Origin of the sequence: Streptomyces sp. GDS52 (genome assembly GCF_052246875.1) — a bacterium.
GTDB lineage: Bacteria > Actinomycetota > Actinomycetes > Streptomycetales > Streptomycetaceae > Streptomyces > Streptomyces cathayae.
This window is the reverse complement of sequence record NZ_CM125966.1, coordinates 2,875,200-2,893,764: the sequence shown is the minus strand read 5'-3', so window position 1 is coordinate 2,893,764 and position 18,565 is coordinate 2,875,200. Positions and strand designations below refer to the sequence as shown.

General features: G+C 68.3%; 25 protein-coding genes. 23 read left to right on the top strand and 2 right to left on the bottom strand.

What is annotated here, in order from left to right; all coding sequences use genetic code 11:
* Positions 1 to 2: 2 nt before the first annotated feature.
* The 19 genes from rplX (at position 3) to truA (ending at position 11,826) form a co-directional block, all read left to right on the top strand.
* Positions 3 to 326, top strand: a complete 324-nt coding sequence (rplX, locus tag ACTWJ9_RS13020; protein WP_202275758.1) for a 50S ribosomal protein L24 — start codon at positions 3 to 5, stop codon at positions 324 to 326.
* Positions 326 to 883, top strand: a complete 558-nt coding sequence (rplE, locus tag ACTWJ9_RS13015) for a 50S ribosomal protein L5 (protein WP_109381510.1) — start codon at positions 326 to 328, stop codon at positions 881 to 883. Before rplX ends, rplE begins: the two co-directional genes overlap by 1 nt.
* Before the next feature lie 5 nt (positions 884 to 888).
* Complete coding sequence (locus ACTWJ9_RS13010; protein ID WP_003948630.1) at positions 889 to 1,074, top strand: type Z 30S ribosomal protein S14; 186 nt, start codon at positions 889 to 891, stop codon at positions 1,072 to 1,074.
* A 239-nt stretch (positions 1,075 to 1,313) separates the two neighbouring features.
* A complete protein-coding gene (rpsH, locus tag ACTWJ9_RS13005; protein ID WP_013001411.1) occupies positions 1,314 to 1,712 on the top strand; it encodes a 30S ribosomal protein S8 in 399 nt (132 codons plus the stop codon).
* 24 nt (positions 1,713 to 1,736) lie between these two features.
* The gene (rplF, locus tag ACTWJ9_RS13000; RefSeq protein ID WP_202275760.1) at positions 1,737 to 2,276 is read left to right on the top strand and encodes a 50S ribosomal protein L6; all 540 of its coding nucleotides are present in this window, start codon (positions 1,737 to 1,739) and stop codon (positions 2,274 to 2,276) included.
* Positions 2,277 to 2,279: 3 nt separating this feature from the next.
* The gene (gene rplR / locus ACTWJ9_RS12995) at positions 2,280 to 2,663 is read left to right on the top strand and encodes a 50S ribosomal protein L18 (protein ID WP_279334423.1); all 384 of its coding nucleotides are present in this window, start codon (positions 2,280 to 2,282) and stop codon (positions 2,661 to 2,663) included.
* 39 nt (positions 2,664 to 2,702) lie between these two features.
* On the top strand, positions 2,703 to 3,308 hold the full coding sequence (gene rpsE / locus ACTWJ9_RS12990; protein WP_202275761.1) for a 30S ribosomal protein S5: 606 nt from the start codon (positions 2,703 to 2,705) through the stop codon (positions 3,306 to 3,308).
* Positions 3,309 to 3,310: 2 nt separating this feature from the next.
* Positions 3,311 to 3,493 (top strand): 50S ribosomal protein L30, encoded by a 183-nt coding sequence (rpmD, locus tag ACTWJ9_RS12985; protein WP_109381506.1) that lies wholly within the window; start codon positions 3,311 to 3,313, stop codon positions 3,491 to 3,493.
* A 2-nt stretch (positions 3,494 to 3,495) separates the two neighbouring features.
* Entirely contained in the window at positions 3,496 to 3,951 is a 456-nt protein-coding gene (gene rplO, locus ACTWJ9_RS12980) for a 50S ribosomal protein L15 (protein WP_023547373.1), read from the top strand.
* Between the two features lie 241 nt (positions 3,952 to 4,192).
* Positions 4,193 to 5,506 (top strand): preprotein translocase subunit SecY, encoded by a 1,314-nt coding sequence (gene secY, locus ACTWJ9_RS12975; protein WP_387036757.1) that lies wholly within the window; start codon positions 4,193 to 4,195, stop codon positions 5,504 to 5,506.
* Complete coding sequence (locus ACTWJ9_RS12970; protein WP_109381503.1) at positions 5,506 to 6,159, top strand: adenylate kinase; 654 nt, start codon at positions 5,506 to 5,508, stop codon at positions 6,157 to 6,159. The genes secY and ACTWJ9_RS12970 overlap by 1 nt, the downstream gene beginning before the upstream one ends.
* 131 nt (positions 6,160 to 6,290) lie before the next feature.
* Positions 6,291 to 7,127, top strand: coding sequence for a type I methionyl aminopeptidase (gene map / locus ACTWJ9_RS12965; protein WP_279334421.1), 837 nt, complete (start codon positions 6,291 to 6,293; stop codon positions 7,125 to 7,127).
* Positions 7,128 to 7,415: 288 nt separating this feature from the next.
* The gene (gene infA, locus ACTWJ9_RS12960; protein ID WP_003948620.1) at positions 7,416 to 7,637 is read left to right on the top strand and encodes a translation initiation factor IF-1; all 222 of its coding nucleotides are present in this window, start codon (positions 7,416 to 7,418) and stop codon (positions 7,635 to 7,637) included.
* A 64-nt stretch (positions 7,638 to 7,701) separates the two neighbouring features.
* Positions 7,702 to 7,815 carry a 50S ribosomal protein L36 gene (rpmJ, locus tag ACTWJ9_RS12955; RefSeq protein WP_003974245.1) on the top strand — a complete coding sequence of 38 codons (114 nt, stop codon included), beginning with the start codon at positions 7,702 to 7,704 and terminating at the stop codon, positions 7,813 to 7,815.
* A 207-nt stretch (positions 7,816 to 8,022) separates the two neighbouring features.
* On the top strand, positions 8,023 to 8,403 hold the full coding sequence (rpsM, locus tag ACTWJ9_RS12950) for a 30S ribosomal protein S13 (protein ID WP_031041520.1): 381 nt from the start codon (positions 8,023 to 8,025) through the stop codon (positions 8,401 to 8,403).
* Positions 8,404 to 8,468: 65 nt separating this feature from the next.
* Complete coding sequence (rpsK, locus tag ACTWJ9_RS12945; protein ID WP_003948617.1) at positions 8,469 to 8,873, top strand: 30S ribosomal protein S11; 405 nt, start codon at positions 8,469 to 8,471, stop codon at positions 8,871 to 8,873.
* 262 nt (positions 8,874 to 9,135) lie between these two features.
* Positions 9,136 to 10,158 carry a DNA-directed RNA polymerase subunit alpha gene (locus ACTWJ9_RS12940; protein WP_202275769.1) on the top strand — a complete coding sequence of 341 codons (1,023 nt, stop codon included), beginning with the start codon at positions 9,136 to 9,138 and terminating at the stop codon, positions 10,156 to 10,158.
* A gap of 202 nt (positions 10,159 to 10,360) precedes the next feature.
* Positions 10,361 to 10,888 (top strand): 50S ribosomal protein L17, encoded by a 528-nt coding sequence (gene rplQ, locus ACTWJ9_RS12935; RefSeq protein WP_279334420.1) that lies wholly within the window; start codon positions 10,361 to 10,363, stop codon positions 10,886 to 10,888.
* Between the two features lie 77 nt (positions 10,889 to 10,965).
* Complete coding sequence (truA, locus tag ACTWJ9_RS12930; RefSeq protein ID WP_279334419.1) at positions 10,966 to 11,826, top strand: tRNA pseudouridine(38-40) synthase TruA; 861 nt, start codon at positions 10,966 to 10,968, stop codon at positions 11,824 to 11,826.
* Between the two features lie 144 nt (positions 11,827 to 11,970).
* Here truA and ACTWJ9_RS12925 read toward each other — a convergent pair whose 3' ends face one another.
* Positions 11,971 to 12,855, bottom strand: coding sequence for a hypothetical protein (locus ACTWJ9_RS12925; RefSeq protein ID WP_279334418.1), 885 nt, complete (start codon positions 12,853 to 12,855; stop codon positions 11,971 to 11,973).
* 435 nt (positions 12,856 to 13,290) lie between these two features.
* Between ACTWJ9_RS12925 and rplM the strand changes: the two genes are divergently transcribed.
* The 3 genes from rplM (at position 13,291) to glmM (ending at position 16,045) form a co-directional block, all read left to right on the top strand.
* A complete protein-coding gene (rplM, locus tag ACTWJ9_RS12920; RefSeq protein ID WP_279334417.1) occupies positions 13,291 to 13,734 on the top strand; it encodes a 50S ribosomal protein L13 in 444 nt (147 codons plus the stop codon).
* Positions 13,735 to 13,776: 42 nt separating this feature from the next.
* The gene (gene rpsI / locus ACTWJ9_RS12915; RefSeq protein ID WP_279334416.1) at positions 13,777 to 14,289 is read left to right on the top strand and encodes a 30S ribosomal protein S9; all 513 of its coding nucleotides are present in this window, start codon (positions 13,777 to 13,779) and stop codon (positions 14,287 to 14,289) included.
* Between the two features lie 397 nt (positions 14,290 to 14,686).
* Positions 14,687 to 16,045 carry a phosphoglucosamine mutase gene (gene glmM / locus ACTWJ9_RS12910; protein WP_279334415.1) on the top strand — a complete coding sequence of 453 codons (1,359 nt, stop codon included), beginning with the start codon at positions 14,687 to 14,689 and terminating at the stop codon, positions 16,043 to 16,045.
* A gap of 228 nt (positions 16,046 to 16,273) precedes the next feature.
* On the opposite strand, the gene coaA is transcribed toward glmM, so the two are convergent.
* Positions 16,274 to 17,263, bottom strand: a complete 990-nt coding sequence (gene coaA / locus ACTWJ9_RS12905; protein WP_279334414.1) for a type I pantothenate kinase — start codon at positions 17,261 to 17,263, stop codon at positions 16,274 to 16,276.
* A gap of 426 nt (positions 17,264 to 17,689) precedes the next feature.
* On the opposite strand from coaA, the gene ACTWJ9_RS12900 reads away from it, so the two are divergent.
* Positions 17,690 to 18,475: a hypothetical protein gene (locus ACTWJ9_RS12900; RefSeq protein ID WP_443295736.1), complete on the top strand. Its 786-nt coding sequence runs from the start codon at positions 17,690 to 17,692 to the stop codon at positions 18,473 to 18,475.
* Positions 18,476 to 18,565: the final 90 nt, after the last annotated feature.

Here is an 18,565-nt window from a genome sequence, read left to right as displayed (position 1 = left end):
GCATGAAGATCAAGAAGGGTGACCTGGTCCAGGTCATCACCGGCAAGGACAAGGGCAAGCAGGGCAAGGTCATTGCCGCTTACCCGCGCGAGGAGCGCGTCCTGGTCGAGGGTGTCAACCGGGTCAAGAAGCACACCAAGGCCGCCCCGACCGCCGGTGGTTCGCAGGCCGGCGGGATCGTGACCACCGAGGCCCCCGTCCACGTGAGCAACGTGTCGCTCGTCGTGGAGAAGGACGGCAAGAAGGTCGTGACCCGCGTCGGCTACCGCTTCGACGACGAAGGCAACAAGATCCGCGTTGCCAAGCGGACGGGTGAGGACATCTGATGGCTACCACCACCACTCCGCGTCTGAAGACGAAGTACCGCGAGGAGATCGCGGGCAAGCTGCGTGAGGAGTTCTCCTACGAGAACGTCATGCAGGTTCCCGGCCTCGTCAAGATCGTGGTCAACATGGGTGTGGGCGACGCCGCCCGCGACTCCAAGCTGATCGAGGGCGCCGTGCGCGACCTCACCACGATCACCGGTCAGAAGCCGGCCGTCACCAAGGCCCGCAAGTCCATCGCGCAGTTCAAGCTGCGTGAGGGACAGCCGATCGGTGCCCACGTCACGCTCCGTGGCGACCGCATGTGGGAGTTCCTGGACCGCACCCTGTCGCTCGCGCTGCCGCGCATCCGCGACTTCCGTGGTCTGTCCCCCAAGCAGTTCGACGGCCGTGGCAACTACACCTTCGGTCTCACCGAGCAGGTCATGTTCCACGAGATCGACCAGGACAAGATCGACCGTGTCCGGGGTATGGACATCACCGTGGTCACCACGGCGACCAACGACGCAGAGGGCCGTGCCCTTCTCCGTCACCTCGGCTTCCCGTTCAAGGAGGCGTGAGCGAGATGGCGAAGAAGGCTCTCATCGCGAAGGCTGCTCGCAAGCCCAAGTTCGGAGTGCGCGGCTACACCCGCTGCCAGCGCTGCGGTCGTCCGCACTCCGTGTACCGCAAGTTCGGCCTGTGCCGCGTGTGCCTTCGTGAGATGGCTCACCGTGGCGAGCTGCCGGGCGTGACCAAGAGTTCCTGGTAATCCGGTAGTTCCGGACTCCCAGGGCTCTCGGTAAGCAACGGGAATCGGCGGGAGGCCCGCTCCACATGGCTTAGGCTTGTGGGGTTGGGCACCTGCCGTGCCCCGAAGCACGCGGGCGACAACCCGCTCATGTTTGCTTACTACGCCGTAGGTCCACCGCGCCGCACCCGTCCCGTCTCGGATCGGGGAGAGGGATGGCGCACCAGGAAACCACGGCGAGAGAGGCCGAAGGCCAATTCATGACCATGACTGATCCGATCGCAGACATGCTGACACGTCTGCGGAACGCGAACTCGGCGTACCACGACTCTGTGACGATGCCGGCGTCCAAGATCAAGTCTCACATCGCGGAGATCCTCCAGCAGGAGGGCTTCATCACGGGCTGGAAGGTCGAGGACGCCGAGGTCGGCAAGAACCTCGTCCTGGAGCTGAAGTTCGGCCCCAACCGTGAGCGCTCCATCGCGGGCATCAAGCGGATCTCCAAGCCCGGTCTCCGGGTGTACGCGAAGTCCACCTCCCTGCCGAAGGTGCTGGGCGGCCTCGGCGTGGCGATCATCTCCACGTCGCACGGGCTCCTCACCGACAAGCAGGCCGGCAAGAAGGGCGTGGGTGGGGAAGTCCTCGCCTACGTCTGGTAGCGGAAGGGAACGGAGGAAACAGCTATGTCGCGCATCGGCAAGCTCCCCATCGCGGTTCCCGCCGGCGTGGACGTCACCATCGACGGCCGCACGGTCGCGGTCAAGGGCCCGAAGGGCACGCTGACCCACACCGTGGTGGCGCCGATCGAGGTCGCCAAGGGTGAGGACGGCGTGCTGAACGTCACCCGCCCCAACGACGAGCGTCAGAACAAGGCCCTGCACGGCCTGTCCCGCACGCTGGTGGCGAACATGATCACCGGCGTGACCCAGGGTTACGTGAAGAAGCTCGAGATCAGCGGTGTCGGTTACCGCGTGCTCGCCAAGGGTTCGAACCTGGAGTTCTCCCTCGGCTACAGCCACCCGATCCTGATCGAGGCCCCCGAGGGCATCACCTTCAAGGTGGAGTCCGCGACCCGTTTCTCGGTCGAGGGCATCGACAAGCAGAAGGTCGGCGAGGTTGCGGCGAACATCCGCAAGCTGCGCAAGCCCGACCCGTACAAGGCCAAGGGCGTCAAGTACGAGGGCGAAGTCATCCGGCGCAAGGTCGGAAAGGCGGGTAAGTAAGCCATGGCATACGGGCAGAAGATCCTCAAGGGCGACGCCTACAAGCGTGCCGCGATCAAGCGTCGTCACCTTCGGATCCGCAAGAAGGTCGCCGGCACCGCCGAGCGTCCTCGCCTGGTCGTGACCCGCTCCAACCGCCACATGGTGGCGCAGGTGATCGACGACCTGAAGGGCCACACCGTGGCGTCGGCGTCCACTCTGGACGCGTCGATCCGCGGCGGCGAGGCCGACAAGTCCGCACAGGCCAAGCAGGTCGGGGCCCTGGTCGCCGAGCGTGCCAAGGCCGCCGGTGTCGAGGCTGTGGTGTTCGACCGTGGTGGCAACCAGTACGCGGGGCGCATCGCCGCCCTGGCGGACGCCGCCCGCGAAGCCGGGCTCAAGTTCTGAGCCTGCCGTAGCTAGCGGAAACAGAGAGAGGTAATTCCAATGGCTGGACCCCAGCGCCGCGGTGGCGGTGCCGGTGGCGGCGAGCGGCGGGACCGGAAGGGCCGTGACGGCGGCGCAGCTGCCGCCGACAAGACCGCATACGTTGAGCGCGTCGTCGCGATCAACCGTGTCGCCAAGGTAGTGAAGGGTGGTCGTCGCTTCAGCTTCACCGCGCTGGTCGTGGTGGGCGACGGTGACGGCACCGTGGGTGTCGGATACGGCAAGGCCAAGGAGGTGCCGGCCGCCATCGCCAAGGGCGTTGAGGAGGCCAAGAAGCACTTCTTCAAGGTCCCCCGCATCCAGGGCACCATCCCGCACCCGATCCAGGGTGAGAAGGCTGCCGGTGTCGTGCTGCTCAAGCCGGCTTCCCCGGGTACCGGTGTGATCGCCGGTGGTCCGGTGCGTGCCGTGCTCGAGTGCGCCGGTATCCACGACATCCTGTCGAAGTCGCTCGGCTCCGACAACGCGATCAACATCGTGCACGCGACCGTGGCGGCCCTCAAGGGCCTGCAGCGCCCCGAGGAGGTCGCGGCCCGCCGTGGTCTGCCGCTCGAGGACGTCGCTCCCGCGGCTCTCCTCCGTGCGCGTGCCGGGGCGGGTGCGTAATCATGGCGCAGCTCAGGATCACGCAGGTCAAGTCCTACATCGGCAGCAAGCAGAACCACCGTGACACCCTGCGTTCGCTTGGCCTGAAGAAGGTCAACGACGTGGTCGTCAAGGAGGACCGCCCCGAGTTCCGCGGCATGGTGCACACCGTCCGCCACCTCGTGACGGTCGAGGAGGTCGACTGATCATGGCGGAGCAGAACCCGCTCAAGATCCACAACCTCCGTCCCGCCCCGGGCGCCAAGACCGCCAAGACCCGTGTGGGTCGTGGCGAGGCGTCCAAGGGTAAGACGGCCGGTCGTGGTACGAAGGGCACCAAGGCCCGTTACCAGGTTCCGGAGCGCTTCGAGGGTGGCCAGATGCCCCTTCACATGCGTCTCCCGAAGCTGAAGGGCTTCAAGAACCCGTTCAAGACCGAGTTCCAGGTCGTGAACCTCGACAAGCTGGCCGCGCTCTACCCCGAGGGTGGCGAGGTCACCGTCGAGGGTCTGGTGGCCAAGGGGGCCGTTCGCAAGAACAGCCTCGTCAAGGTCCTCGGCCAGGGCGAGATCTCCGTGGCGCTGCAGGTGACGGTCGACGCCGTCTCCGGCTCCGCCAAGGAGAAGATCACCGCCGCCGGCGGTACCGTCACCGAGCTCGTCTGAACCATTCAGGCGTGCCGATGACTTGAGCGATCCCTACCGGGGGTACCCCAAGATTTGGGGTATCCCCGGTTGGTCGTTCCAAGGGCGGTGGTCTCGCCGGTAAGGTGGCCTGCACTGCCCACTTTCCCCGGGCGCCCCATGCGGGCACTCCGGAGGGAAGTTGTCCGTTACGTATTCGTCCTCATCGGAATCTCACGACCACCACCCTTGACGCGGTTGCGCGGGGGTCGCAGGAGGCACCGTGCTCACCGCGTTCGCCCGGGCGTTCAAGACGCCCGACCTGCGCAAGAAACTGCTGTTCACGCTCGGCATCATCGTGGTGTACCGGATCGGTACGAACATCCCGATCCCTGGTGTCGACTATCGGAACGTCCAGACCTGTATCGACGCGGCCCAGGCGAACCAGGGCATCTTCGGTCTGGTCAACATGTTCAGTGGCGGCGCGCTGCTGCAGATCACGATCTTCGCGCTGGGCATCATGCCGTACATCACGGCGAGCATCATTCTGCAGCTGCTGACCGTGGTGATCCCGCGTCTGGAAGCCCTGAAGAAGGAAGGCCAGGCCGGCACCGCCAAGATCACGCAGTACACGCGTTATCTGACGGTGGCGCTCGCCGTCCTGCAGGGCACCGGCCTGGTGGCCACCGCCCGCAGCGGCAGCCTCTTCCAGGGCTGCCCGGTGGCGAACCAGATCGTCCCCGACCAGTCCATGTTCGTGACCATCACCATGGTCATCACCATGACCGCCGGTACGGCCGTCGTGATGTGGCTCGGTGAGCTCATCACCGACCGCGGCATCGGCAACGGCATGTCGATCCTGATGTTCATCTCGATCGCCGCGACCTTCCCCTCCGCCCTGTGGGCCATCAAGGAGCAGGGCAACCTGGCGGACGGCTGGATCGAGTTCGGCACGGTCATGCTCGTCGGTCTGGTCATGGTCGGCCTGGTCGTCTTCGTCGAGCAGGCTCAGCGCCGGATTCCCGTGCAGTACGCGAAGCGCATGATCGGCCGCCGGTCCTACGGCGGTACGTCCACCTACATTCCCCTCAAGGTGAACCAGGCGGGCGTCATCCCCGTCATCTTCGCCTCGTCGCTGCTCTACATCCCGGCGTTGATCGTCCAGTTCTCCAACTCCACGGCGGGCTGGGCGACCTGGGTCACGAAGAACCTCGCCGACACCGGGGCGACGCCGCACATCATTCTTTACTTCTTCTTGATCGTGTTCTTCGCGTTCTTCTATGTGGCGATTACCTTCAACCCCGAAGAAGTCGCCGACAACATGAAGAAGTATGGTGGCTTCATCCCGGGCATCCGGGCTGGCCGACCGACCGCTGAGTACCTCAGCTACGTACTCAACCGGATCACCTGGCCGGGTTCGCTGTACTTGGGTCTGATCTCTCTCGTGCCGACGATGGCGTTGGCCGGTTTCGGGGCAAACCAGAACTTCCCGTTCGGCGGGACCAGCATCCTGATCATCGTGGGTGTCGGTCTCGAGACGGTGAGGCAGATCGAGAGCCAGCTCCAGCAGCGCAATTACGAAGGGTTCCTCCGCTGATGCGAATCGTCCTCGTCGGGCCGCCCGGTGCTGGCAAAGGCACCCAGGCCACCCGCCTTGCCGAGAAGCTGAGCATCCCCCACATCTCCACGGGCGACCTGTTCCGTGCCAATATCAGTCGGCAGACCGAGCTGGGCAAGCTCGCGAAGTCGTACATGGACGCGGGCAACCTCGTGCCGGACGAGGTCACCATCGCCATGGCGAAGGACCGTATGGAGCAGCCGGACGCCGAGGCCGGCTTCCTGCTGGACGGGTTCCCGAGGAACGTCTCCCAGGCGGAGTCGCTCGACGAGCTGCTGGAGTCCGAGGGCATCACGCTGGACGCGGTGCTCGACCTGGAGGCCCCCGAGGCCGAGGTGGTCAAGCGGATCGCCGGGCGGCGGATCTGTCGCAAGGACTCCAGCCACGTCTTCCACGTGACGTACAGCAAGCCCAAGCAGGAGGGCGTCTGCGACGTCTGCGGCGGCGAGCTGTACCAGCGCGACGACGACGCCGAGGAGACGGTGCGCACCCGGCTGGAGGTCTACCACACGCAGACCGAGCCGATCATCGACTACTACCGGGCCCAGGGCCTGGTGGTGACGATCTCGGCGCTGGGTCCGGTCGACGAGGTCACCGGGCGTGCGCTGGAGGCGCTCAACCGGGATCAGTGACGGTGCGCGTCCGGCCGCGGTTCCCTGCGGGGGCCGCGGCCGACGTGTGCGCGAGGGAGGGGGCGGACGGCCTCCCCCGTATCGTTGACGATGTCCGTATACCTCTCCGGTCCAGAAAGGCCGTAGCCCTCATGGTGCAGATCAAGACCCCCGAGCAGATCGCCAAGATGCGTGAGGCGGGGCTGGTGGTCGCCGCCATCCACGCGGCCACGCGTGAGGCGGCCGTGCCCGGGGCCACGACGAGGGATCTGGACCAGGTCGCCCGCAAGGTGCTCGCCGAGCACAACGCCAAGCCGAACTTCCTCGGCTACGGCGGCTTCCCCGCGACGATCTGCACCTCCGTCAACGAGGTCGTCGTCCACGGCATCCCCTCCGACGAGGTCGTCCTCAAGGACGGGGACGTCATCTCCATCGACTGCGGCGCCGTCATCGACGGCTGGCACGGCGACGCTGCCTACACCGCCTTCGTCGGGTCGGGGCACGCGCCGGAGCTGGTCGAGCTGTCCCGGGTGACCGAGGAGTCGATGTGGGCCGGCGTCGCGGCCATGAAGCAGGGCAACCGGCTGGTCGACGTCTCCCGCGCCATCGAGACCTACATCCGCCGGCAGCCGAAGCCCGGCGGCGGGCGCTACGGGATCATCGAGGACTACGGCGGCCACGGCATCGGCACCGAGATGCACATGGACCCGCATCTGCTGAACTACGTCGACCGCCGACGGGGCAAGGGGCCCAAGCTGGTCCCGGGCTTCTGCCTCGCCATCGAGCCGATGGTCTCGCTGGGCACCGCGAAGACCCAGGTGCTGGAGGACGACTGGACCGTCATCACGACGGACGGCACCTGGTCCTCGCACTGGGAGCACTCCGTCGCGCTGACGGAGGCGGGGCCGCTGGTGCTGACGGCACCGGACGGGGGCAGGGCGAAGCTCGCCGAGTACGGGATCACGGCGGCTCCGGACCCGCTCGCCTGACGGCGGCCCGTGCCGCGACCGCCGGCCGGAGGCCGGCGCAGCCCCCCGGAGCCTGTGAGGCGCCCGGCGCCGGACGGGGTGAGGGCGCCTGTGGATCCGCCGGCGTGAGCCCGGGGGCTCGGCGAAGCCTGCGGATTAAGGATCTCGTGGGCTGGGCAGACTTTCTCGATTCGTCTTTCAGGGTGCCCTGACGTAGACTGACTCGTCGGCTCTTGTGCATCCGCATGCCTGCATGTGATCACGGTGCGCAGTGGAGTCGATCAAGGTAGTCGATTCGAAGGGCGAAGCGTGGCCAAGAAGCAAGGTGCCATCGAGATCGAGGGCACTGTCGTCGAGTCTCTTCCGAACGCCATGTTCAAGGTCGAGCTCCAGAACGGCCACCAGGTCCTGGCACATATCAGCGGCAAGATGCGTATGCACTACATCCGCATCCTCCCTGACGACCGGGTCGTGGTGGAGCTCTCTCCGTATGACCTGACCCGGGGCCGGATCGTCTACCGGTACAAGTGAGCAAGTAGATCTTGCCCCTCCCCTCGTGGTGCGGGGGCACTGAGCCCGGAGAACTTCACATCCCATGAAGGTCAAGCCGAGCGTCAAGAAGATCTGCGACAAGTGCAGGGTGATCCGCCGTCACGGCCGGGTCATGGTTATCTGCGACAACCCGCGCCACAAGCAGCGCCAGGGCTGACCCGCACGATCCACCCTCTGCGACTTTCCCGCAGAACTTCGCGCGACGCGAGCAACATGTTCATACGCAGAACCCGAGCCGCACGGCTCGACACCCCCGGGCTCGGAGGCTGGGGACCCGGTTCGTACCAAATCGCCGCACCAGGCGAGGACGGCGGCCGGGGGACGGTTCTGCGGAAGACCTCCGACAACTAACTGGAGCCATTGAATGGCACGCGTTTCCGGTGTTGACATCCCGCGCGAAAAGCGCGTGGAGATCGCCCTCACCTACGTGTTCGGCATCGGCCGAACCCTTTCGCAGCAGACGCTGGCCGCTGTCGGCGTCGACCCGAACACCCGCGTTCGCGACCTCTCCGAGGAGCAGCTCGTCGCGATCCGCGAGTTCGTCGACAACAACATCAAGACTGAGGGTGACCTCCGTCGCGAGATCCAGGCCGACATCCGCCGCAAGGTCGAGATCGGCACCTACCAGGGTCTGCGTCACCGTCGCGGTCTGCCCGTCCGCGGTCAGCGCACCAGCACCAACGCGCGTACCCGCAAGGGCCCGCGTCGCGCCATCGCCGGCAAGAAGAAGCCGGGCAAGAAGTAGTCCGCAGCGGACATCTGTCCACGGTCTTCGCTGTAGGACCGACCACCTCCCGTAGGAGTTTGTAGATGCCCCCCAAGGGTCGTCAGGGCGCTGCCAAGAAGGTGCGCCGCAAGGAAAAGAAGAACGTCGCTCACGGCCACGCGCACATCAAGAGCACGTTCAACAACACGATCGTGTCCATCACGGACCCGACCGGCAACGTGATCTCCTGGGCCTCCGCCGGCCACGTCGGCTTCAAGGGCTCCCGGAAGTCCACGCCGTTCGCCGCGCAGATGGCCGCCGAGTCGGCTGCCCGTCGCGCGCAGGAGCACGGCATGCGCAAGGTCGACGTGTTCGTCAAGGGCCCGGGTTCCGGTCGTGAGACCGCCATCCGTTCGCTCCAGGCGACCGGTCTCGAGGTCGGCTCCATCCAGGACGTCACCCCGACCCCGCACAACGGCTGCCGTCCGCCGAAGCGCCGCCGCGTCTGAGTCGGTCGCCGGTTCGGTCGGTCGGCCTCCTGCTGGGGGTGCGGGGGTCGTCCCCCGCAGTGTCGCAGCACGGCTGCCGTCCGCCGAAGCGCCGCCGCGTCTGAGTCGGTCGCCGGTTCGGTCGTAGTGGTTTTTTCGGGCGGTACGCTCCGTATTCGGGCCGTACCGCCCGTACCCTTGTAGTACCCGCGCCTTTCACCGGGCGCGGTTTCCGTCGGGCGTCAAATAGCGGGCGTCCACGAGAGAAGGATTTGATCCACACATGCTGATCGCTCAGCGTCCTTCGTTGACCGAAGAGGTCGTCGACGAGTTCCGCTCCCGGTTCGTGATCGAGCCGCTGGAGCCGGGCTTCGGCTACACCCTCGGCAACTCCCTCCGCCGTACCCTCCTGTCGTCGATCCCCGGTGCCGCCGTCACCAGCATCCGCATCGACGGCGTCCTGCACGAGTTCACCACCGTGCCGGGTGTCAAGGAGGACGTCACCGACCTGATCCTCAACATCAAGCAGCTGGTCGTCTCCTCCGAGCACGACGAGCCCGTGGTGATGTACCTGCGCAAGCAGGGTCCGGGCCAGGTCACCGCCGCCGACATCGCGCCCCCGGCCGGTGTCGAGGTGCACAACCCCGACCTCGTCCTCGCCACGCTCAACGGCAAGGGCAAGCTGGAGATGGAGCTGACCGTCGAGCGCGGTCGCGGCTACGTCTCCGCCGTGCAGAACAAGCAGGTGGGCCAGGAGATCGGCCGTATCCCGGTCGACTCCATCTACAGCCCCGTGCTGAAGGTCACGTACAAGGTCGAGGCGACCCGTGTCGAGCAGCGCACCGACTTCGACAAGCTGATCGTCGACGTCGAGACCAAGCAGGCCATGCGTCCGCGTGACGCCATGGCATCGGCCGGCAAGACCCTGGTCGAGCTGTTCGGTCTGGCCCGTGAGCTGAACATCGACGCCGAGGGCATCGACATGGGTCCGTCCCCGACGGACGCCGCTCTCGCCGCCGATCTGGCGCTGCCGATCGAGGAGCTGGAGCTCACCGTCCGGTCGTACAACTGCCTCAAGCGTGAGGGCATCCACTCCGTGGGTGAACTGGTCGCGCGCTCCGAGGCGGACCTCCTCGACATCCGCAACTTCGGCGCGAAGTCGATCGACGAGGTCAAGGCGAAGCTGGCGGGGATGGGACTTGCCCTCAAAGACAGCCCGCCTGGATTCGACCCCACCGCTGCCGCGGACGCCTTCGGCGCGGACGACGACGCGGATGCCGGGTTCGTAGAGACCGAGCAGTACTGAGAGCTCGGGCCGGACGGGTCCGTACGTGGGTGCGGGTGCGCTGTGGCTGTTCGCGCCCACGCGACGGAGTCGCATGTCGACACCGCCCGCGCCCCTTCCGGGCGCCCCTTCGGGGCCGCCCGGATCTCCGACAGGCGACCGCCTGCTCGGATACTGACTCCGGTACCTGATACGGCCGGGGCAGACACCAAGGAGATACACCATGCCGAAGCCCGCCAAGGGTACCCGTATGGGCGGCAGCGCCTCGCACGAGAAGCTGATGCTCGCGAACCTCGCGAAGTCGCTCTTCGAGCACGGGCGCATCACCACCACCGAGGCGAAGGCGCGCAGGCTGCGCCCGTACGCCGAGCGTCTGGTCACCAAGGCGAAGAAGGGCGACCTTCACAACCGCCGTCAGGTGTTCCAGGTGATCACGGACAAGAGCATCGTCCACACGCTCTTCACCGAGATCGGCCCGCGGTACGAGAACCGCCCCGGTGGCTACACCCGTATCACCAAGATCGGTAACCGCCGTGGCGACAACGCGCCCATGGCCGTCATCGAGCTGGTCGAGGCCCTGACCGTCGCCCAGGAGGCCACCGGTGAGGCCGAGGCCGCGACCAAGCGCGCGGTCAAGGAAGACGCCCTCAAGAAGGACGAGGCCGTCGAGGCTCCGGCCGAGGACGCCAAGGCCGACCTGACCAAGGACGAGGCCGCCGAGGCCCCGGCCGAGGACGCCAAGGACGCCTGAGGCAGCGCTGCTTCACGCTGAGCGGGTCCGCCCTTGTGGGGGCGGGCCCGCTTTCGCGTGCCTGAGAGGATCTGTACGTGAGTGACGAAGTAGAGCCCGGACACGTCCGTATCCGTCTCGATCTGTCCTACGACGGGACCGAGTTCTCCGGCTGGGCCAAGCAGGCCGGGGGCAGGCGGACCGTACAGGGGGAGATCGAGGACGCCCTGCGGACCGTCACGCGGTCCGGGGAGACGACGTACGAGCTGACCGTGGCCGGCCGGACCGACGCCGGGGTGCACGCGCGCGGTCAGGTGGCCCATGTCGACCTGCCGGTCGAACTGTGGGCGGAGCACCGGGAGAAGCTGCACAAGCGGCTCGCCGGACGGCTCCCGCGCGATGTCCGGATCTGGTCCCTCACCGAGGCCCCCGCGGGCTTCAACGCCCGGTTCTCCGCGGTCTGGCGGCGCTACGCGTACCGGGTCACCGACCACCCCGGCGGGGTGGACCCGTTGCTGCGCGGTCACGTGCTGTGGCACGACTGGCCCCTTGACGTCGACGCGATGAACGAGGCCGCCCGGCGGCTGCTGGGGGAGCACGACTTCGCCGCGTACTGCAGGCGGCGGGAGGGCGCCACGACCATCCGCACGCTCCAGGAGCTGAGCCTGCTGCGCGACGCGGACGGGGTGATCACGGCGACGGTCCGGGCCGACGCCTTCTGCCACAACATGGTGCGCTCGCTGATCGGGGCGCTGCTGTTCGTCGGCGACGGGCACCGCGCGCCCGACTGGCCGGGCAAGGTGCTGGCGGCGGGCGTACGGGACTCGGCGGTGCACGTCGTCCGTCCGCACGGACTGACCCTGGAGGAGGTCGGCTACCCGGCCGACGATCTCCTGGCCGCCCGCAACAAGGAGGCCCGCAACAAGCGCTCGCTGCCGGCGACGGCGCGGTGCTGCTGATCGGGACGTGATGCCGCGACCCGCGCCGCGCTCGAGCCCCGGCTCGATTCCCCGCTCAGCGCGAAGCGGCTGTGCGGCGGGGGGTGCGGGGCCGGTCGGAGAGGCGGTCGGCCCCGCGGGCGGGCGTCGTCGCCGAGGGCGTCGTCACTCGTTCGCGGCGGCCGACGCCTGGGCCTCGCCGCGGCGGCGGATCTGGCGGAAGGTGAACTCGGCGAGATCGTCGCCGGTGCTGAAGACGGCCTTGTCCTGCTCCGTCACGTCCTTGACCGAGGTGAAGCCGGACAGGGTGAAGTAGGCGTAGCGGCCGTAGGAGTTGGTGGTCGAGCGGCAGACCGCGCCGTCGCAGAACTCCTTGACGCCGCCGCCCGCGAGGGACTTGATGATGCTCCTCGTGTCGGCCTGCTGCTTGGCCTTGGCGGCCTGGGCCTCGGTGTCGAAGACGGCCACGCCCACCGTCACCGCGACGTCGTCCTTGGTGTAGGTGACCCGGAGCAGGCGGCTGCAGCCGTTGTCGGTGAGGACCTTGGGCAGCGTGGCCTTCGCGGCCGAGGCACAGTCGCGGGTGTCGGCCGTCGGGCCCTTCTTGTACACCGTCTCGCCCATGGTGAGCTGCGTGCCCGGGAAGAGGACGTCCGGGGCCAGCGGCGCCCGGTCCTTCTTCACGTTGGAGACGAAGTCCTTCGGGTCCAGCGGCGGCGGGGCGCTCGTCGGGGCGAACGAGGGGGTCGCGCCGCTCGGGCTCGGCAGGTCGGCGGTCGCCGGCGCCTGGGAGGACGGTCCGCCCGCGGCCTGGTTGCTGCCGTTCGCCGAGACGACGGCCACCGCCACGGCCGTGCCTATCGCGACGGTGGCGATCGCGCCGCCGCCGATGAGCAGCAGCCGGCGCCGTTTGTGACGTGTCTCGGACGCCTCGGCCAGTGCGGCCCAGTCGGGTGACTGGCTGTTGTCGTCCCCGCCGCTCCAGGGCTGCTGAGACTGCGGTTTCCAGGGATCCCACTGCGAAGGAGGTCCCCCCTGCCCATAACTCATGGGGCGCATCTTAGACGGGGCGCGGGGTGTACCGGACCGCCCCAACCCCGCGCACGGGTCCTGGCGTTGCCGCTCCGGCGGTGAGCAAAAGCGACATCTCCGGGTGGTTGGTGCGCCCCGTGGACCGTGGTGCGGACGATGCCGCCGTCGTGGTGCGGGCGACACCGGCGGCATGGCGGCGGACGGCTGTAGAGTCGGTGTGGCCCACGCCCGGCGGACTCGTTTTGACCCGTCCGGCCGAGGGCGGGTATTCTGCATGTTTGTTATGTGTATTGGCTTGCTCATTCTCACGTGAGGGGCCCTTACACCGGTCCACCGGGCCGATGACCAGCGACCAGCACGCGGTTTGCGTCACCGCAGTGCGGTCAGGGCTGTCGTGATCGTCTTCGGTGACCATGTCAGGACCACTCACTGAAGAAGCGAAGGCTACGAACCGTGCGTACGTACAGCCCCAAGCCCGGCGATGTGACGCGCCAGTGGCACGTCATCGACGCTCAGGACATCGTCCTGGGTCGTCTGGCCTCCACTGCGGCCTCCATCCTGCGCGGCAAGCACAAGCCGATCTACGCCCCTCACGTCGACACCGGTGACTTCGTCATCATCATCAACGCCGAGAAGGTGCACCTCTCCGGCAACAAGCGGACCCAGAAGCTGGCGTACCGCCACTCGGGCTACCCGGGCGGTCTGCGCTCCGTGCGCTACGACGAGCTGCTGGAGAAGAACCCCGAGAAGGCCATCGAGAAGGCCGTCAAGGGCATGCTCCCCAAGAACACCCTGGGCCGTCAGATGCTCTCGAAGCTGAAGGTCTACGCAGGCGACCAGCACCCGCACGCTGCCCAGCAGCCGGTGCCGTTCGAGATCACCCAGGTCGCGCAGTAAGTCCGGCCACCCCCTAAGACCGAACAGAATCTGAGGAGCATCGTGGCCGAGACCACTGCCGAGCAGCCGCTCGAAGAGATCGACATCGACAGCTACACCACCGAGTCCGAGGTGCCCGTCGAGGGCGAGTACACCTCGGAGTCCATGGCCTCCCACTTCGGCGAGCCGCAGCCGGCCGCCGGCCTGGGCCGTCGCAAGAACGCCATCGCCCGCGTCCGGATCATCCCGGGCTCCGGCAAGTGGAAGATCAACGGTCGCACCCTCGAGGACTACTTCCCGAACAAGGTGCACCAGCAGGAAGTCAACGAGCCCTTCAAGGTGCTCGAGCTCGAGGGTCGCTACGACGTCGTCGCCCTCATCTCGGGTGGCGGCGTCTCCGGCCAGGCCGGTGCGCTCCGCCTCGGTGTCGCCCGTGCGCTGAACGAGGCGGACGTCGACAACAACCGCGGCGCGCTCAAGAAGGCCGGCTTCCTGCGCCGCGACGACCGCGCGGTCGAGCGGAAGAAGGCCGGTCTGAAGAAGGCCCGCAAGGCCCCGCAGTACAGCAAGCGCTGATTGCAGCTGCCCCTGCACGTACTCCGAACGCCCCGGCGGCACGTCACAGTGCCGCCGGGGCGTTCGTTTTCTCACTACGGCAGGCGTATAACGGCACAAGGCACTCGAAGGCTAATGTGATCGGATGGTCGGGTGGCGCCCGCCGTGGACCGTAGGTGCGGGAGCAGCCCGGGCAGCGCGACCGTCGAACACCCCGAACACCCGAACACCGCACCGGCAGCGCAACCGTCGAACGCGCCGACCGGTCGAACCCCTCGGTACAGCTCACAACGCCCCGGCCGACACCACGGCACCGTTTCCGGCACCGTCCCCGGTTCCGCCTTCGGTACCTCTTTCGCCATGGCCGTCGACACGGTTTCGACACGGCCTCGATACTGACGCTTCCTCAGGAGGACAAGTGGGACGACTCTTCGGCACGGACGGGGTGCGCGGTGTCGCCAACGCGGACCTGACCGCCGAGATGGCACTGGGTCTCTCCGTGGCCGCCGCGCACGTACTGGCCGAGGCGGGCACGTTCGAAGGGCACCGGCCGACCGCCGTGGTCGGACGCGACCCGCGGGCGTCCGGTGAGTTCCTGGAGGCCGCCATGGTCGCCGGGCTGGCGAGCGCCGGCGTGGACGTCCTGCGGGTCGGCGTGCTGCCGACGCCCGCCGTGGCGCACCTCACCGGAGCGCTCGGCGCGGATCTCGGTGTGATGCTGTCCGCGAGCCACAACGCCATGCCGGACAACGGCATCAAGTTCTTCGCGCGCGGCGGCCACAAGCTCGCCGACGAGCTGGAGAACCGGATCGAGTCCGTGTACGAGGAGCACCGCACCGGAGCCCCCTGGGACCGCCCGACCGGAGCCGGTGTGGGCCGTGTGCGGGACTACGAGGAGGGGCTCGACACCTACGTCTCCCATCTCGTCGGCGTCCTGCCGAACCGGTTGGACGGCCTGCGCATCGTCCTCGACGAGGCGCACGGCGCCGCCTTCCGGGTCTCGCCGGAGGCGTTCGCGCGGGCCGGGGCCGAGGTCATCACCATCGGCGCCCAGCCGGACGGGCTGAACATCAACGAGGACTGCGGTTCCACCCACCTGGACCGGCTGAAGACCGCGGTCGTCGAGCACGGGGCCGATCTCGGCATCGCGCACGACGGCGACGCCGACCGGTGCCTGGCCGTCGACCACACCGGTGCCGAGGTGGACGGCGACCAGATCCTCGCCGTGCTCGCCCTGGCGATGCGGGAGCGCTCCGCACTGCGCTCCGACACCGTCGTCGCGACCGTGATGTCCAACCTCGGCTTCAAGCTCGCCATGGAACGCGAAGGCATCCACTTCGTCCAGACCGCGGTCGGCGACCGGTACGTCCTGGAGCAGATGAAGGAGAAGGGCTACGCCCTCGGCGGCGAGCAGTCCGGCCACGTCATCGTCCTCGACCACGCGACCACGGGCGACGGCACGCTCACCGGTCTGCTGCTGGCGGCGCGCGTCGCCGAGACCGGGCGTCCGCTGAGCGAGCTGGCCTCGGTGATGGAGCGGCTGCCGCAGGTGCTCATCAACGTGCCGGACGTGGACAAGTCCCGGGTGAAGACCTCCGCGGAGCTCTCCGAGGCCGTGACGGAGGCCGAGCGCGAGCTGGGCGGGACCGGCCGCGTGCTGCTCCGCCCCTCGGGCACCGAACCGCTGGTCCGTGTGATGGTCGAGGCCGCCGACATCGACCAGGCCCGCACGGTCGCGGGACGCCTGGCGGACGTGGTGAAGTCGGCGCTGGGTTAGACCCCGGGCCGGGACGCCGGGGGTCCGCACCGGCGCACCCTCGGCCGGCCCGGAAGCTTTTCTGGGCCGGCGGGGCAGAGCGCCGGCGGCGGTGACGCCCGGCGGTCGAGCGGGAGCTGTTCGGCGGGGCTCCGGGCCTGCGCCGTCCCGCCGTGGCTCAGGGCCACGGCCGCGTCCTCCTCGGCCGGTGCGGTCGGGCGCGGGTGGGACACGGCGGTGGCGTGGCCGTCACAGCTTGCGCAGCCGGAGGCGCTGGACCTTGTGGTCCGGGCCCTTGCGGACGACGAGGGTGGCGCGGCCGCGGGTGGGGGCGATGTTCTCCACCAGGTTGGGCTTGTTGACGGTGCGCCACATGGTGGCGGCGTAGTCGAGCGCCTCCGCCTCCGAGACCTGCGTGTACCTGCGGAAGTACGAGGACGGGTCCTGGAAGGCGGTCGCGCGCAGCTTGCGGAAGCGGCTGAGGTACCAGCGTTCGATGTCCTCGGCGCGGGCGTCCACGTACACGCTGAAGTCGAAGTAGTCGGCGAGACCGACGCGGGTACGGCCGTCCTTGCCGGGCAGCGCCGGCTGCAGGACGTTCAGCCCCTCGACGATCAGGATGTCCGGGCGGCGCACGGTGAGCAGCTCCCCGGGGACGATGTCGTAGATGAGGTGGGAGTAGACCGGGGCCGTCACCTCGTCCTTGCCGGCCTTGACGTCGGCGACGAAACGGGTCAGCGCGCGGCGGTCGAACGACTCGGGAAAGCCTTTGCGCGACATCAGGCCGCGTTCCTGGAGCTCCTTGGTGGGCAGCAGGAACCCGTCCGTGGTCACCAGCTCGACGCGCGGGTGCTCGGGCCAGCGGGACAGCAGGGCCTGGAGCAGACGGGAGACGGTGGACTTGCCGACGGCGACGGAACCGGCGACCCCTATGACGAAGGGGGTGCCGGACTGGGAGCCCTGTTCGCCGAGGAAGGTGTTCAGCGCGCCGCGGAGGCCGTCGGTGGCGCCGACGTAGAGATTGAGCAGCCGGGACAGCGGGAGGTAGATGTCCCGCACCTCGTCGAGGTCGATGACGTCACCGAGACCGCGCAGCCGTTCCACCTCGTCGGCGGAGAGCGGCAGCGGCGTCTTGTGGCGCAGGGCGCTCCACTCGGCACGGGTGAGGTCGAGGTAGGGAGTCGCCTCCGACCGCTGCCGGTGGGCGCTCCGGGAAGTCGAGGAGGCCGGTGAGATCACGGTCCATTGTTAACGGAGTTCGAACGGGATGGTGCGTGGGCTGCGTCACGCGGCGAGGGGGAGCGGAGACGAACCGAGGGGAGTTGTGAGAAGCCGCGTGCCCCGTGTCCGGCTTTTCCGCGCATCGCGTGTGGCGTTTCGCAGCGGCCCGGGCCGCCGTCGAGTCCACGGTCACGGCCGGGGCGCCGGGTGGAGCGCACCGTGGTCCGGATCGGCCCCGCCGTCCGCTGCCGGATGCGCGGCCTCTCCCCGCGCGGCGGGAAGAGCGGACCTGACCGTAACGGCGAAGGCACGAGGCAAGATCACGTGGCTGTCACGGTTCCCCTACGAGTGATCTTTCGATGATCGTTCGTGAAGGGGCGGTGACTATATTTCGTGCCCTGTGCCGCGGAGCCCTCCGCATCTTCGAGGAAAGAGTTTTCCCACGTGAGAACCACTGCCGTCCGCCGTCCCGCTCTCGCCGTCTCCGCCGCCGTGCTCGCCCTGCTCGTCACCGCCTGCGGTGGCAACGGCGACAGCGACAGCGGCAAGGGAGACGAGGGCAAGGCCGACGCCTCCGCTTCCGCCGCGCCCGAGGCCAAGGCGCTGACCGCGGCCGAGCTGGAGAAGGCCGCGCTGGTCCAGGCCGACGTGAAGGACGGCAAGGTGGTCACCAAGGTGCCCGCGACGGACGACCTGAGCGCCGACAAGGTCAAGGCGGACGACGAGGCGTGCCAGACCCTCGCCAACCTGCAGGCCGCGGTCCCGGTCGGCTCGCCCGCCGCCACCGTCAAGCGGTCCTGGACCGGTGAGGCGAAGAAGCCCGCCGAGGGTACGGACCCGGAGGAGGCCATGGCCGCCGCCCTCGCCGTGGACAAGGTCCTCGTCACGCTCGCCTCCTATGAGGACGGCGGCGCCGAGCAGGTCATGAAGGACGTCGACGCCGCCGTCGAGAAGTGCGCCGGGGGCTTCACCGCCACCGCCGCCGGCGAAAAGCTCAAGTTCCTGAAGGCTGCCAGGGCCGAGGGGCCGAAGGGCGCCGACGAGTCCGTCGAGATCACCGTGACGATGGCCGCCGACGAGGGCGTCGAGGCGCCCGTCAAGATCGTCGTCGCGCGCACCGGCGCCACCGTCACCGGCTTCTCGGCGATCAACTTCGGTGGGATCGTCGCCGGCGAGAAGGCCCCCTTCCCGACGCGGATCTCCGACGTCCAGCTCGCCAAGCTCGGCTGACGCACCCCTCCGTTCCCACCGGTGCCTCGCGCACCGGTGGGAATTTCCGCTTTCGGGCACGCGGCGGCCCTGTCCGGCGTCTGACGGATC

Coding starts and splice junctions, on each gene's coding strand:
- rplX (WP_202275758.1), top strand. CDS start 3: ATGAAGATCAAGAAGGGTGACCTGGTCCAGGTCATCACCGGCAAGGAC.
- rplE (WP_109381510.1), top strand. CDS start 326: ATGGCTACCACCACCACTCCGCGTCTGAAGACGAAGTACCGCGAGGAG.
- ACTWJ9_RS13010 (WP_003948630.1), top strand. CDS start 889: ATGGCGAAGAAGGCTCTCATCGCGAAGGCTGCTCGCAAGCCCAAGTTC.
- rpsH (WP_013001411.1), top strand. CDS start 1,314: ATGACCATGACTGATCCGATCGCAGACATGCTGACACGTCTGCGGAAC.
- rplF (WP_202275760.1), top strand. CDS start 1,737: ATGTCGCGCATCGGCAAGCTCCCCATCGCGGTTCCCGCCGGCGTGGAC.
- rplR (WP_279334423.1), top strand. CDS start 2,280: ATGGCATACGGGCAGAAGATCCTCAAGGGCGACGCCTACAAGCGTGCC.
- rpsE (WP_202275761.1), top strand. CDS start 2,703: ATGGCTGGACCCCAGCGCCGCGGTGGCGGTGCCGGTGGCGGCGAGCGG.
- rpmD (WP_109381506.1), top strand. CDS start 3,311: ATGGCGCAGCTCAGGATCACGCAGGTCAAGTCCTACATCGGCAGCAAG.
- rplO (WP_023547373.1), top strand. CDS start 3,496: ATGGCGGAGCAGAACCCGCTCAAGATCCACAACCTCCGTCCCGCCCCG.
- ACTWJ9_RS12970 (WP_109381503.1), top strand. CDS start 5,506: ATGCGAATCGTCCTCGTCGGGCCGCCCGGTGCTGGCAAAGGCACCCAG.
- map (WP_279334421.1), top strand. CDS start 6,291: ATGGTGCAGATCAAGACCCCCGAGCAGATCGCCAAGATGCGTGAGGCG.
- rpmJ (WP_003974245.1), top strand. CDS start 7,702: ATGAAGGTCAAGCCGAGCGTCAAGAAGATCTGCGACAAGTGCAGGGTG.
- rpsM (WP_031041520.1), top strand. CDS start 8,023: ATGGCACGCGTTTCCGGTGTTGACATCCCGCGCGAAAAGCGCGTGGAG.
- rpsK (WP_003948617.1), top strand. CDS start 8,469: ATGCCCCCCAAGGGTCGTCAGGGCGCTGCCAAGAAGGTGCGCCGCAAG.
- ACTWJ9_RS12940 (WP_202275769.1), top strand. CDS start 9,136: ATGCTGATCGCTCAGCGTCCTTCGTTGACCGAAGAGGTCGTCGACGAG.
- rplQ (WP_279334420.1), top strand. CDS start 10,361: ATGCCGAAGCCCGCCAAGGGTACCCGTATGGGCGGCAGCGCCTCGCAC.
- ACTWJ9_RS12925 (WP_279334418.1), bottom strand. CDS start 12,855: ATGAGTTATGGGCAGGGGGGACCTCCTTCGCAGTGGGATCCCTGGAAA.